15 protein-coding genes and 1 pseudogene are annotated in these 13,152 nt (G+C 42.0%); 9 read left to right on the top strand and 7 right to left on the bottom strand.

Annotation, left to right across the window (positions count from 1 at the left end; genetic code table 11):
- Positions 1–8 precede the first annotated feature (8 nt).
- A complete protein-coding gene (locus JOC33_RS11870) occupies positions 9–176 on the bottom strand; it encodes an aspartyl-phosphate phosphatase Spo0E family protein (protein ID WP_239534163.1) in 168 nt (55 codons plus the stop codon).
- Between the two features lie 282 nt (positions 177–458).
- On the opposite strand from JOC33_RS11870, the gene JOC33_RS11875 reads away from it, so the two are divergent.
- Both JOC33_RS11875 and chrA read left to right on the top strand, forming a co-directional pair.
- Positions 459–764 (top strand): PadR family transcriptional regulator, encoded by a 306-nt coding sequence (locus tag JOC33_RS11875; RefSeq protein ID WP_205092740.1) that lies wholly within the window; start codon positions 459–461, stop codon positions 762–764.
- A 15-nt stretch (positions 765–779) separates the two neighbouring features.
- A complete protein-coding gene (gene chrA / locus JOC33_RS11880; protein ID WP_205092741.1) occupies positions 780–1,961 on the top strand; it encodes a chromate efflux transporter in 1,182 nt (393 codons plus the stop codon).
- 420 nt (positions 1,962–2,381) lie between these two features.
- Here chrA and tatA read toward each other — a convergent pair whose 3' ends face one another.
- The 4 genes from tatA to JOC33_RS11900 form a co-directional block, all read right to left on the bottom strand.
- Entirely contained in the window at positions 2,382–2,579 is a 198-nt protein-coding gene (gene tatA, locus JOC33_RS11885) for a twin-arginine translocase TatA/TatE family subunit (protein ID WP_205092742.1), read from the bottom strand.
- Between the two features lie 19 nt (positions 2,580–2,598).
- Positions 2,599–4,038: an alkaline phosphatase PhoX gene (locus JOC33_RS11890; RefSeq protein ID WP_205092743.1), complete on the bottom strand. Its 1,440-nt coding sequence runs from the start codon at positions 4,036–4,038 to the stop codon at positions 2,599–2,601.
- A 32-nt stretch (positions 4,039–4,070) separates the two neighbouring features.
- Positions 4,071–4,808 carry a twin-arginine translocase subunit TatC gene (gene tatC, locus JOC33_RS11895; RefSeq protein ID WP_205092744.1) on the bottom strand — a complete coding sequence of 246 codons (738 nt, stop codon included), beginning with the start codon at positions 4,806–4,808 and terminating at the stop codon, positions 4,071–4,073.
- An 89-nt stretch (positions 4,809–4,897) separates the two neighbouring features.
- The gene (locus JOC33_RS11900; RefSeq protein WP_205092745.1) at positions 4,898–6,646 is read right to left on the bottom strand and encodes an alkaline phosphatase D family protein; all 1,749 of its coding nucleotides are present in this window, start codon (positions 6,644–6,646) and stop codon (positions 4,898–4,900) included.
- 418 nt (positions 6,647–7,064) lie between these two features.
- On the opposite strand from JOC33_RS11900, the gene JOC33_RS11905 reads away from it, so the two are divergent.
- From JOC33_RS11905 to JOC33_RS11930, 6 genes and pseudogenes are all read left to right on the top strand, one after another.
- The gene (locus JOC33_RS11905; protein ID WP_205092746.1) at positions 7,065–7,259 is read left to right on the top strand and encodes a hypothetical protein; all 195 of its coding nucleotides are present in this window, start codon (positions 7,065–7,067) and stop codon (positions 7,257–7,259) included.
- A gap of 21 nt (positions 7,260–7,280) precedes the next feature.
- Positions 7,281–7,529: pseudogene (locus tag JOC33_RS11910) on the top strand (OsmC family protein); the annotation flags it as partial.
- Positions 7,530–7,686: 157 nt separating this feature from the next.
- The gene (locus JOC33_RS11915; RefSeq protein WP_239534164.1) at positions 7,687–8,616 is read left to right on the top strand and encodes a VCBS repeat-containing protein; all 930 of its coding nucleotides are present in this window, start codon (positions 7,687–7,689) and stop codon (positions 8,614–8,616) included.
- 237 nt (positions 8,617–8,853) lie between these two features.
- Positions 8,854–9,108: a hypothetical protein gene (locus JOC33_RS11920; protein WP_205092747.1), complete on the top strand. Its 255-nt coding sequence runs from the start codon at positions 8,854–8,856 to the stop codon at positions 9,106–9,108.
- Positions 9,109–9,304: 196 nt separating this feature from the next.
- Positions 9,305–9,553, top strand: a complete 249-nt coding sequence (locus JOC33_RS11925; protein WP_205092748.1) for a hypothetical protein — start codon at positions 9,305–9,307, stop codon at positions 9,551–9,553.
- A 68-nt stretch (positions 9,554–9,621) separates the two neighbouring features.
- On the top strand, positions 9,622–9,999 hold the full coding sequence (locus JOC33_RS11930; protein ID WP_205092749.1) for a nuclear transport factor 2 family protein: 378 nt from the start codon (positions 9,622–9,624) through the stop codon (positions 9,997–9,999).
- Positions 10,000–10,045: 46 nt separating this feature from the next.
- Here the strand turns inward: JOC33_RS11930 and JOC33_RS11935 are convergent, their stop codons facing one another.
- On the bottom strand, positions 10,046–11,350 hold the full coding sequence (locus JOC33_RS11935; RefSeq protein ID WP_205092750.1) for an MFS transporter: 1,305 nt from the start codon (positions 11,348–11,350) through the stop codon (positions 10,046–10,048).
- Positions 11,351–11,353: 3 nt separating this feature from the next.
- Complete coding sequence (locus JOC33_RS11940) at positions 11,354–12,325, bottom strand: ornithine cyclodeaminase family protein (RefSeq protein ID WP_205092751.1); 972 nt, start codon at positions 12,323–12,325, stop codon at positions 11,354–11,356.
- 209 nt (positions 12,326–12,534) lie between these two features.
- On the opposite strand from JOC33_RS11940, the gene JOC33_RS11945 reads away from it, so the two are divergent.
- Positions 12,535–13,077, top strand: coding sequence for a helix-turn-helix domain-containing protein (locus tag JOC33_RS11945; protein WP_205092752.1), 543 nt, complete (start codon positions 12,535–12,537; stop codon positions 13,075–13,077).
- The last annotated feature ends 75 nt before the right edge of the window (positions 13,078–13,152 follow it).

Raw genomic sequence — 13,152 nt, forward strand, 5'->3', positions numbered from 1 at the left:
CTCTTGCTTCATTCATTGGAATTTTTCAGCGCCCATAGCTCATTGAGCAGCTGATCCAATTTCTGAGAAATAATTACTAACCGGGGGTCACCTGGGTTTTCCAGGTAGGTCTGGTACATATGTTGCCGCATATCTTCTATACGGCGTTCTAAATCCTTGATTCCATCACTTTTCAAGGTGACACCTCCATACAAAAGATATACCCTGCTGAAATAAATATTACTCGACAAGATTCTTCAAGCTAAGGTATTTTTTAGCATGTCATTCTCTTCAGGTGAAAAATTTGTAATAAATTTATTTAAATACATGGAATGGTAGAAAAGAGTAAGCCATGAAAACAGGCATGCTAGGAATTTAAAATTCTTCGGAGTTCAAGGTTGCATTTTCAGAAAAAGCGGTTTACACTTATTATCGAAAATCGATATTGAATTCCGATATCGAAAAAGGAGGTTCCGCTTTTGGATAATAAAGTATTGAGAAAGTTATTTCTAGGGTTCATTCAAATCCATATTTTACACCATGCCAAAGAAGAGGCGATATACGGTTCCTGGATGCTCGAGGAACTGTATGAACATGGCTATGATATCAGTCCAGGAACGTTGTACCCGATTCTTCACAATATGGAAGTGGACGGCCTTTTGGAAAAAGAAGAAGTGAATGTAAGCGGGAAGATCAGGAAATATTACCGCACTACAACCAAAGGTGATACCATCCTTGAGGAAGCGAGAGAGAAAGCCTATGAACTATTCAAGGAAATCAAGTAACAGGGAGGGAACGATGTGAAGAAATCAAATAGACTTTTAGAAATATTAGCCTCCTCCACGAAACTCGGTCTCACTTCATTTGGAGGGCTTGTTGCCCATCTGGCCTACTTCAAGGACGAATATATCGATCGAAGAAAGTGGCTGGATGAAAAAACTTATGCCGATATCATTGCGTTGTGTCAATTCCTGCCTGGTCCAGCCAGCAGTCAGGTTGGCATTGCAATCGGAATGATGAGAGGTGGATTGCTGGGAGGGCTTATTTCCTGGCTTGGATTTACATTGCCGTCTGTATTAGTGCTTGTCATTTTTGCCTTGCTTTATCAGACGTTCACCCTCGGTGATGCAGGCTTCATTCACAGCTTGAAAGTGGTTGCCGCGGCAGTTGTCCTTCATGCCTTAATCGGTCTGGGTAAAAAACTTACACCGGACAAGATGCGTCTTGCCATTGCTATTGTGGCCGCAACGATTATGTTATTGTATCCATCCGCCTGGATGCAGATTATCATTATTCTTGCTGCAGGGCTATTTGGTTTAAAAGCCTTTCGGAGTAAAGCAACACCTAATGTACAGCCGCTCGATGTGAGTATCTCTAAAAAGCTGGGTTTCGCCTCTCTTGGAATTCTTATATTTACACTGATCGTGTTGCCGATTATAGCAAGAAGCACTGACAACATCTTCATCAATATTTTCGATGTATTTTTCCGAGTAGGCTCCCTGGTTTTCGGCGGGGGACACGTAGTTTTACCGATGCTTGAACGGGAAGTCGTTCCCCAAGGGTGGCTGACTCTCGATGAATTCCTGGCAGGGTACGGAATGGCACAGGCTGTTCCAGGGCCGCTGTTCACATTCTCCAGTTATTTAGGAACGATGATCGAGGGAGTTGGTGGAGCTGTAGTTGCTACAATAGGAATATTTCTGCCTTCCTTTTTGTTGATTATAGCTGCATTGCCGTTTTTAAACGAACTGCGTCAGAAGGCTACTTTTCAGGGAATACTTATGGGTGTCAATGCAAGTGTGGTCGGAATCCTGCTTGCTGCCTTCTATGATCCGGTCATAAAAAGCTCGATTTTCGATGCATCCGATTTCGCACTGGGTGCCATCTTGTTTGCACTCCTTAATATCTGGAAAGTACCAGCCTGGATGATTGTAATCCTGGGTGTGATTGGCGGATATGTATTCAGTTTTCTTGGCAGGTAAAAAACTGCAGTCTGGGCTTCATGTATTATACCCAGACTGCAGCTTTTCTTTTATGGATGCTTTATTTAACTAGCTCGATTCTTTCGATGGACCATTCAGTATCGGGTTGAGACTGCATCTTAAGCAATTTGACCATATGTTCAGCTTCTTCTCTTTCCTCAAAAACCTTCATAAAGTGACTGCTTGATGCTTTTAAAACGGATTCTTTCTCATTTTGTCGGCAGATGATTCGGTACATTGAAAATCATTCCGTTCGCAGAGTCATTTATTTATTAACAATTATCTCACGAACCAAAGGGAATTCCCATTACTGATGTGTTTCTTTTATTTTACAATATTATGAAATACAAAAAGAGCACCCCGGGAGAACCAGTTAATGGAAATTCTATTAACTGGTTCTCCCGGGGTGTGGTTGTTTGGTTATTTATCTACTGCTTTCAGCTTCTTTTTCTCTTCTTTATCTGTATCATCGCTAACCAGATCACTGGTCGCGGATTTGAATTCTTTCAAAGTACTGCCAGCAGCCCTCCCGATTTCCGGCAGTTTAGATGGCCCGAAAATAATCAAAGCAATAACTAATAGAAGAATCAAACCTGGAATTCCGATATTCGTTAACATTCTATCAACCTCCTGAAGTTTATTTCTTTATTGGCATTCCGTGACGTTCAAAGGCAGCAACTTCCAGTTCAGAGATTCCTTGCAGTTCCGCATAAATAGATATATTCTCCGAAACCTTAGGTGCATATTGTTCTGGTGGAGCAGCGTGGCCCATTTGTCTTCTGCGGCCGGCATTTTTTCTGGCAAAAGGACCCCAGATAGCAAAGGTGATGCCTGGTGTCTGGATGTTTACAAAGAAAGTATCTCCCTGATGTGAAAAGGTCGGTCCGGCGAGTTCGGAATCATTGAGCTTGTTTTCAGCGAATAGATAAGTCTCACCTTCTGGCGTCATACCGATGATACGATCGACTCCGCCACCATCTTCTGCAATCCAGAGGTCACCCCAAGGGGTGATACAAATATTATCCGGCATCTCTAAATCATTGGAGGAGGTAGATTCATAGAAAAGCTCCAGTGTGTTGGTCGCCGGAATATAACGGTAAACGCGTCCATTATTTTTGTCACCGGCAGAAGTGTCATCAAACCAGAATACGCCACCTTCAAAATACGCCCCTTCCAGCCTGCTGAACTGGATACAGTTTTTCCTTCCGGCGTCAAGTGTAGGTTTTTCTGGATCAACATCCTTCCAAATAATGCCGAACTGTTTACCTGTATAAAAATCACTCATGCTGTCTTTGCTCATTTCTTCCATGGCTGCAGCCTGAAGCTTACCACCTTTTTGAAGTGCGCCGACACGCTGGCTACGGTCATTCGGAAGGAAGCGGTACAGGTAGCTAGGACCGGCATCTTCCGTCAAATAAACAATCCCTGTTTCTGGATCAACTGCTGTTGCTTCGTGGGAAAAAGCACCCATTTCCCGGATTGGTGTTGCGGAAATTTTATTTTCCGGGTCAGCAGGATCGACTTCAAAGACATACCCGTGTCCTTCTTCGAGTGTTTCCTCACAGGTAAGCCAGGTTCCCCATGGTGTTGCGCCGCCAGCACAGTTACGAATGGTTCCGGAAGAAGAAACATATTCTTTGGATACTTTCCGATTGTTATCGACTACTAGTGCTGTAGTTCCCCCGGTATGTTCCTTCTGGTAAGGGTTACGTCCAATCACCGGGTATTTCGTATTCCCGCTCAATTCATGATTCCGTACGAGTACGGTGGAATTTTTCGGCCCTGGAAATGCAGCCATACCATCGAACTTTGCAGGTACTGGCCTCCCATCAGAAAGCTTGCCGCCTTCTTCCGAAATGATCCGGTATTGAAACCCGCGGGGAAGATCCATGATTCCTCCAGGATCTTTCACAAGTGGTCCATACCCGCCAAAAGCACGCTTGGAGTTTTTCGGGGAAGCCAGTGCTTTGCTGTCACTGAAGGAAAAGAGTCCTGTAGACCCTAATGCAATTGCTGCTGTACTCATACCGCCAACCTTTAAAAAATCGCGGCGGTTTAAATGCTTGTTTTCAGCCATTTAAATCCCTCCTTAGAGTGTTTAGTTATAAATCAAGCCACGGATTGCGGGGCTGTTTCACTTTGCTTCAAACGTTTTTTATATACGACATTCGACAGGCTGATACTGATTTCATATAAGACAAGCAGCGGTACAATCACCAGGATATCGGAGATGATATCAGGTGGGGTGATCAGTACAGAAACCACTATCAAGGCAAAATAAGCAGCTTTTCTTGCTTTTTTCAGCCGAACCGGATTCAAAATCCCGAGCCTTGTTAAGAAAAGTACGACAAGAGGCATCTCAAATAATAATCCGAATGGAACAGTCAGGCTGAGCATAAAGCGAAAGTATTTGTCAGCAGTGAACATCATTTCGAATTGACCTTCTGAAAGAGTAGTCAGGAACCCGAGTACAAATGGAAATAACAGCATGTAACCGAATGTCAATCCGACTAGAAAAAGCAGGAACAATGCTGGAATAAAACGCAGCGTCACTTTTCGTTCTTCTTTGTTTAACGCTGGTGCTACAAACCGCCATACTTGAAATGCTGCCACCGGTATTGTAGCCGCAAGTGCAATCACCGCCGAAATCATCAGGTAAACCCAGAGAATGTCACTTGGCCCAAGCACGGCAAGTTTTGTATCCAAATCCCTGATCAGCCAGGCATATATCGGCTTTACAAAAATGAATCCACCAATCAAAAAGATTAGAAATGCAACAGCTGTAATGATCAGCCGGTTGCGCAATTCTTCCAAATGCCCGACAAGCTGAATTTTCCTATCATCCATAACAATCCTCCTAACACCCCGGGAGAAACATATTTTAGGTTAATTACCATTTTCTGTTTCTCCCGGGGAGAGAACTTCTTGAGGCACCGTTAATTCAGTTGTTTATGTTTTTTCTGCATTTGGCGTTCGTGTGCGCGATCATGTGCTTCATAACGGTCCATTTCCACTTCGTTTGAGAATTGTTTTCCCTGAGGAACGATGGTAGCGGAAACTTCTTTCAGACCAGCCTGGTCTTTTTCATAAACGAAGGAAGCACGAGTGGAAATATCCGCCCCAGGGCTTGTTACGAATGGAAGCACACGATAATCGGTTCTCCACTCGGTTGGAGTGACATGACAGCGGACATACCCTCGATAGTCGTTGAAAAATTTAATATGTTTATTCTGATTCAGAATTCGGTCGGTGTCTGCTCGTTTATCTGCACCGTTCCCCCCTGAGGTAATAGAAGTGCCGACAAATTCTACACCGAACACTTTGGATTTCAAGTCATCAAAGTCAGCAAGAAGGTTGGAAGCCCAGCTGGCATGGACATCTCCAGTCAAAACAACCAGGTTATTTAATTTTTTCTGATTTACAAAATCAATAATTCGATTACGGGCTGGTATGTAACCGTCCCAGGCATCCATGCTGTACAAAGGATCTTCCGGACTCGGCCCATAGTTCCGTTTAGCAAAGAATATTTGCTGAGCAAGAACATTCCAATGTGAATCAGAGGAATCTAAGTGTCGGAGCAGCCATTCTTCCTGTTCGTCACCTAACAGGGTACGTGATGGATCAAGGGATTCCTCTGTCTGTGGTGAGCTTTTGTCTCCATTCGCCTGGTTGGAGCGGTATTGACGAGTATCGAGAACATGGAAATTTGCGAGATTCCCGTACGAAAATCTGCGGTATAACTGCATGTCTGCGCCGTAAGGCATGGAAGTCTGACGCAATGGCATATGTTCGTAGTAAGCCTGATAAGCAGCAACACGACGTTTGACAAATTCCTCTACAGACTGACCATTTTCAGGGATTTCATCCGCATAGTTGTTTTCTACTTCATGATCATCCCAGGTTACTACCCATGGAAACGCAGCATGTGCTGATTGCAGGTCTTTATCAGTTTTATATTGGGCATGACGGTTGCGATAATCCTCAAGAGAACGAATTTCTGGACCGCGATGTGTACGGACATTCCCTGTCTGAGAAATGTATTCGTTCGGGCCGTATTCATAAATGTAATCTCCAAGATGGAAAACAAGGTCAAGGTCTTCTTTTGCCATATGGCGGTAAGCCGTATAATAACCGTGTTCAAATTGCTGGCAGGAGGCAAAAGCAAAACTCAGGCTTGCAACAGAGGAGCCGTGGGCAGGAAGTGTCTTTGTTTTTCCCGATGGGCTGAAGTCATTTCCAGCTTTGAAACGATAGTAATATTCTGTTGAAGGTTCAAGATTTTCCACTTCCACATGCACAGAGTGCCCTAGCGCCGGGCTGGCAATTGCATTTCCACGCTGGACAATATCCCGAAAATCCTGGTCCCTTGCAATTTCCCATTGAACTGGATAGTTTTTATCTTGCATGCCCCCACCATTTAGCGGATCGGTGGCAAGCCTTGTCCATAAAACAACTCCATCTGGAAGCGGGTCTCCAGAAGCAACTCCTAAAGTGAAAGGGTAGGCATCAAAACGAGCTTCCGCATCGGCTTGTACTCCGCCGAGTGATTGGGCAATCACCATACCAAGGGAAATACCGGCAATTTTTCCTGCACCCTGGATGAAGCTGCGTCGATCGACATCCTTATTCAGGGTTTCCTCATTAAATCTTTGGAACAAATCATTCATGGATCTTTCCTTTGTCATAAAAAATGTCTCCTTTCTCCATCAAGCTTGAATGCAGGTTCTATTATAAAAAATCTTTTTTAAACAGGTGTAAATGAATGTAAATAATGGAATGAAAAGGTAGGAGAAAGGATCTAGGGAAAATGGAAGGAGGAAGAGGGCTGCATTCGCCAATTTTTAAAATAACCTCTGTTTCACATGGAAAGGTTATAATAAATCCGTTAATCAACTATGAGCTTTTTCGACTATATTTTTTAATGCCAGCTCAATAAAAGTTTTACTTTAATTGTCGAGATGTGGTTGTTTTGCAAAATTACATGTTAAGAATGGAGGTTTCCTTAACCGGTAAAAACAATTCTGAAGGGATATTCGCAAAAAAGTTTGCCATTTGTTTTAAAGAGGTAATCTTAAAGTAATAAATGGCTGAAGGAGGACAAGTGTGAGTGAACCAATTGAAATTTCCAAAATAAAAATTATTCAAGAAGAAAGGCCGAACAGAAGAGCTTATATCGCAGATTTTGAAGAACCAGTGCACTATGGGGTCCATGGAGGAGTTAAAGATTTTTATAAAGCTGTACCCGAAGAGGAACACCCTTCCACACTGGATCACATTGTTTCTGCTGCTGGCGGCTGACTTACTGGAACATTATCTGGCGCGCTGGAGGCGCGTGGCATACCGACTTTTCCAGACAAGCTTCAAGGTGAATTCGAAGGAGTGATAGAAGCTCCGGAAAAGGTATTGAAAATTACAGAAATCCGCTGTTTTTATAAGCTGATTATTCCGGAAGGTAAAAGGAAGGAAGCTGAGCGGGCATTAGCGGTTTTTGAAAAAAGCTGCCCAGTCGCTCAAACACTAAAGGGCTGTGTTACGTTTATTCATGATTGGGAGATAGAAGAAGAATAGGAGTGAAAAAAGCACCTCATAATGGGTGCTTTTTTATTTATCTACCTTTGCAAGCACGGTTGGAGCCTGAAAAGTTTAGATGATCTTGATTTTTGAGCTTAATCTATGCATTCGTGCATATAAATTCAATATAGAATCTATGACAGGTGGGATGAAAATGGACGCATACTTAAGTCAGGCAATCCATTATTTTTCTACAGCAGCCAGGAAAACGAACCACCCTTATTATTGGTATTGTCTGGCTTCGGCTCAGGCAAGGGCAGGGTTAGCAAGGGATGCTTTGCATACCCTGGACAGCGCTATGCTGCTCGCGAATCCTTACCCATCCCGGCAGAGTCTGTTAGAGATGAGGAGAGGACTTCAAGCGACGCTCTCCAGACAAATGAATCAGAACAGACCATCCATCGTAGCAGAAAAATGGGGAAATATTGATGGTGATGATACGATTGACAAGGTTACTCTTACCGCAACGAAAACATCTGACAGTCCTTTATGGCAGAATATCAACCTAGAGGTACAAAACGGGAAAACCAACCAAGTCCAACGGCTGCCTTTAAAAAACAACATGGGTTATAACCCGACACTTTTTCTTGGTGATTTCACCGGCAATAAAGTGGATGACATTTTGGTGGTCATTGATACGGGGGGAAGCGGCGGTTCTATCTATGCTTATATCTTCTCGGATAGGAATGGCCAGCTCAGGCAAATATTCGATTCTGATTCTTTTAATGAAGCCTATAACTATAAAGTGAACTACGATGATAATTATCAAGCCACCGTCATCAGTGAGCGTTTGAAGGAAAAATATGTACTTGACCTGACTTATAAGGGAAAAGATTATTTATCCGAAATATATACCCCTAAAGGAAACTTAAAGGAACCGATATCCGGATGGGTCAATCCACTTTCAGGTCTGTATCCAATTGATTATAATCGTGATGGGACATATGAATTGGAAGGATACCAAAGCGTTGCAGGCAGATACAATGCTGACACCCTTGGTTATATGCTGACCGTACTGAAGTGGAACTGGGCTGCATTCACTCCTGAACGCCAGAATATAGCAATATTCGGTGGACCTATTTAATACAATAGGCGCAATTCCAGTAAAGGAACTGCGTCTATTTCTTTTGGAAAAGGTTGAGTGTTTGTAAAGATTTTGAAATAATTGAAGCGATGCTACCGTAGCAAAAAGAAGAAAAGGAATATAAACAGGTCTTGGTTGATAGTTAGATACTTGTGTTTGTTTTTGGTGGGGGAAGGAGGCGAGCTAGAAAAGTGTGTGAACTAATAGATTTGCTTGAATTGGAGGAAGTCGGCAGTAATGAATAAAAAAGTTCGATATTTTCATATGACATTTGGATATATTGGGCTGCTTCTGTTCGGTATGTCTATGATGAGGTATATTTCTGTGTCTCATGATTCTACTGGGCAAGTATTGAGCATGTTCGGTTTTATTGCTGTAATTGATTACATAAAGTTTCTTGAAAAGGCAGCCGGAGTATCAAAGAAAGAATACGTAATCCCGAAAGTTACCTTTTCTGCTGTATTTTTAACAGCTTTTTTATATTTCTTTTAAGTAGTCAGTTAACTAATATAATTAGGAGGTGTACTAATTGGGTGCTGTTTTTGTCATAATCATTTTAATAGTATTCTTATTTGATTTTGCGAAATTACGAAAACAAAACGAGACGATGATAGAGCAAAATAAGAGAATTATCACTCTCTTAGAGGAAAAGAAATATTAATTGAGAAGGAAAAAAGGTGTTACGGAAATGCATAAAAATTTTACATACTTATTAGGTGTACTTGCTGGATGGTCACTCTATTACATATCGTTTCCAGTATTCAATTTCCTAAAGGACTTCGATCCTTTTGAATTCGTTTTGTTTGAAGCGATTTTTGGTATATTGGACTTTGCTTTTAAGACACTTGCTATCGGAGCTGTTATCTTTTTTTCCTTTTTTCTATTGAATGCAGCCTGGGAGGTATATAAAAATAACAAGCAGCAAAATGATTCGTAATAAATAAAAATAATCAAGCCGTCATAAATGAAAGCAGTAATAATTTTATCAAAAGGAGGTTTTATTTTATGGATATGGATTTGAATAGACATATAAAAGAGTTGGAAGAAAGCCATTTAAAGCTGGAGGTTCGTAAATCTCCCGAGAAGCTTGATAAAATTCTGGCGGATGATTTTTTTGAAATCGGAAGCTCAGGAAAAATGTTTGGCAAGAAAGAGTGTCTTATGAGCGGGGTTACCCTTCACGAAATGAAGCTGCATAATTTTGATATCCATTCCCTTGCACCTGATGTAGTATTGACTACGTATTATATTGAAAATAAAACCTCTGGGATAAACTCGCTTCGCAGTTCGATATGGAAACACTGTAACGGTAGGTGGCAATTGTTTTTTCATCAGGGGACGAGAACAGATTTACAAATAGCTGATCTGAAGTTTCATAGTTGAGTACAAAAAGAAAGGAACTTCCTCACCAAAGAAAGTTCCTTTCTTCTTACATTGTTTTTCTATTTTCTATATGCTGATCAATGGTAGAATTTAGCTTTGATTCCTTTGTGAATTTCACTGCAATAAGAGAAATAATTCCTGTCAATATAATGAAAATGGATATCGGCGATGACGAATTGTTGAATTGGCTTAACAGCCAGGTCGCAATCAAAGGCGCTGTGCCTCCGGCTAGTGCCGCACCAATCTGGTAACCTAACGATATTCCTGTATAACGGACTTTTGTCGAAAAAATTTCTGAAAACATCGTTCCGAGCACTGCCGTAATCGGCGGCCAGATGATTCCTAAGGCAATAGTGGTAGCTGCAATTACCGCCCATGGTTCTCCGACTTGTAAAAGTAGAAAATAAGGATAAGCATAAACGATCATTCCAACTGTTCCGGCGATGTAAATACGTTTACGGCCGATTTTATCAGACAATCTTCCCATAATCGGAATCATAATAGCTGTGACAAGGGTCGCGATAGTGACAGAATTCAGAACGTTGATTTGTTCATAACCAAGTGTATCTGTCGCATAGCTGACTACGAATGTTGCAAAGATATAAAATGGTGCTGTCTCTACTACTTTTGCGCCGACGGCAATTAGAACTTCACGCCAGTGATATTTGAACGTATCCACCAACGGCATCTTGGAAACTTGGCCAGCCTTTTTCGCTTCCTGAAAAGCTGGTGTCTCATCGATACCTTTCCGGATCCATAAGCCAACGAATACAAGAACAGAACTAAGTATAAATGGTACACGCCAACCCCATGCCATAAAGGCTGTTTCGGGGAGAAGGCTCATAATCGTAAGGGCGAACGTTCCAAGTAATAGCCCAATCGGTACGCCCATCTGCGGGATACTCCCAAAGAATCCTTTTTTATTATCAGGAGCATATTCGACTGCGAGCAAAAGGGCACCACCCCATTCGCCGCCAAGGCCGAGCCCCTGGATAAGCCTCAAGGTAATCAGTAAAATTGGTGCCCAGACTCCGACCTGTGCATAGGTAGGAAGCAATCCAATCAGGACGGTTGCCCCTCCCATTAAGGATAATGTCAGTACAAGGGTTTTCTTCCGTCCGATCTTATCACCAATATGAGCAAATATAATACCTCCGAGTGGGCGGATAAAAAATGTCAAGGAGAAGGATGCATACGCCAACAGCAATCCTATTACTGGGTCAAAACTTGGAAAAAACAATTCATTGAAGACTAAGGAAGCTACTGTTCCATATAAGAAATAATCAAACCATTCGATTGAACTTCCTGTGAGACTTGCAATTAACACTTTTCGATTTAATTTTTTGTCCATCATTTACCTCCCTGTATGCGTATTGGTCAATTTCTCATAAACCTTTGCTGCAGTAATGGTGTCCATATAGGCGACACCTACCGACTTATATAATGTGATTTCGTGTTCATTATTTCTGCCGGTTTTTTCACCTGTAACAAGGTCCGCGATTTCCCCATTGACACTGTCCCATTTCCATGTCCCTTTTTCTGCTGCCTGAATAAGCTCGCCTGCCTCATGCTGAACACCCTCCAAGGTATCAACCCAAAGCTGATCAACTTTTGACAGAGTATCGTCACCAAACTCCTTCAGATCCGGCCGATAAGAGCCAATGGCATTGATGTGGACGCCTGCTTTTAGCGCATTTGCATTGAACAACGCCTCCTGTGATTTTGAACTTAGGGATAAAATGTCTGCTTCCGAAGCAGCTTCATTGGCTGAATCAGTAATAATCACTTCTCCCTGAAAACCCATCCGTCTGATTTCCTCTTTGAAGATTCGTGCTTTTTCCTTAGTCCGGTTCCATAATAAGACCCGTTCAATAGGTCTTACCGCCAGAGCTGCTTGCAGCTGTCCGCGGGACTGGGCACCGCATCCAAGAATCGCCAATATACGGGCATCTTTTCTTGCAAGGTATTCTGTTGCGACGCCAGACCCGGCACCTGTACGCATGACTGTCAATCCGCTGGCAGCAAAGGTTGCCAGATGCTGCCCATTTATCGTTTCTGTTAATAAAATGATGCTTTGTAAAGTTGGAAGACCTGCCTCAGGATTATTTGGGAAAATGCTGACAACCTTGACAGTTTCATATTCGAGCCCTTCGATGTACGACGGCATAAACAAGGTATTAGCATCAGACTGGGAATGATCCAAAGAAGTCCGGACAGGCGCATGGGTCTTTTTTTCCGAATATAACCGGAAGCCCTCTTTTAAATCTGTAATGCATTCCTCCATCAAGTAAGCGGATTCAATTTCCTGCTGGGTAATAAATTTCATTTTTTAATCACTCCTTTTTTGTATGAAAAAGCGTTCCTCCTTCTATGATAGTATAAAATTGAAGTACCACTTCAATTTCGTTGACTAAAATTTTAGAATATTTCGCAAAAATTTACAAGGGAATTTAAGGTTTTATAAGAGAACGTTACAAAATACATGCATTTCGGTATCCTAGAGGAGAAAGAAAAAGTAAGTAAGGGTGTTAGAAAATGAAAGATAAGATTGGGAAGGAAATAAAAGATTTACGAAAGCAGAATAGACTTACATTAAAGCAAGTTTCAGAAAAGACCGGTTTGTCTATCAGCTTTTTATCGCAGGTGGAACGTTCGAAATCCTCGGTTACATTGGAATCCTTGAAAAAAATATCAGAAGTGCTCGGTGTCAATCCCAGCCACTTTTTCCCTAGTGGGCCTAATAGTGCGGTAAAACGGAACACGGTAAAAGATAAATTGGCACCCATCAGCAATTTCATTTATAAAGATTTATCTGGTGAGTTTGAAAAACCGCTATTTACACCGATCCTGGTCACACTGAATCCAGGCGATAATAATGGCAAGCCCATCACTCATGAAGGTCAAGAATTCCTGTATGTTCTCCAGGGAAAACTGACAGTGTTGATCGAAGAAGAGGAGCACGTATTGAATCCACATGATTGCATCCATTTCGATTCAACGGTGCCGCATGATTGGTTCAACCGTACGGATGAAATAGTGAAGTTTTTATGTATTTCTCCGAACCCTGGGTCAAACTAGTCAGCGCTCGGTTTCGTGAAAAACGTAGGTCGATGGCGAAAACGGTGATGACGTTGATTTTGTGAATAAAAAAAG

The sequence above is a fragment of the Thalassobacillus pellis genome (genome assembly GCF_016908295.1).
GTDB classification, from domain to species: domain Bacteria; phylum Bacillota; class Bacilli; order Bacillales; family Halobacillaceae; genus Thalassobacillus; species Thalassobacillus pellis.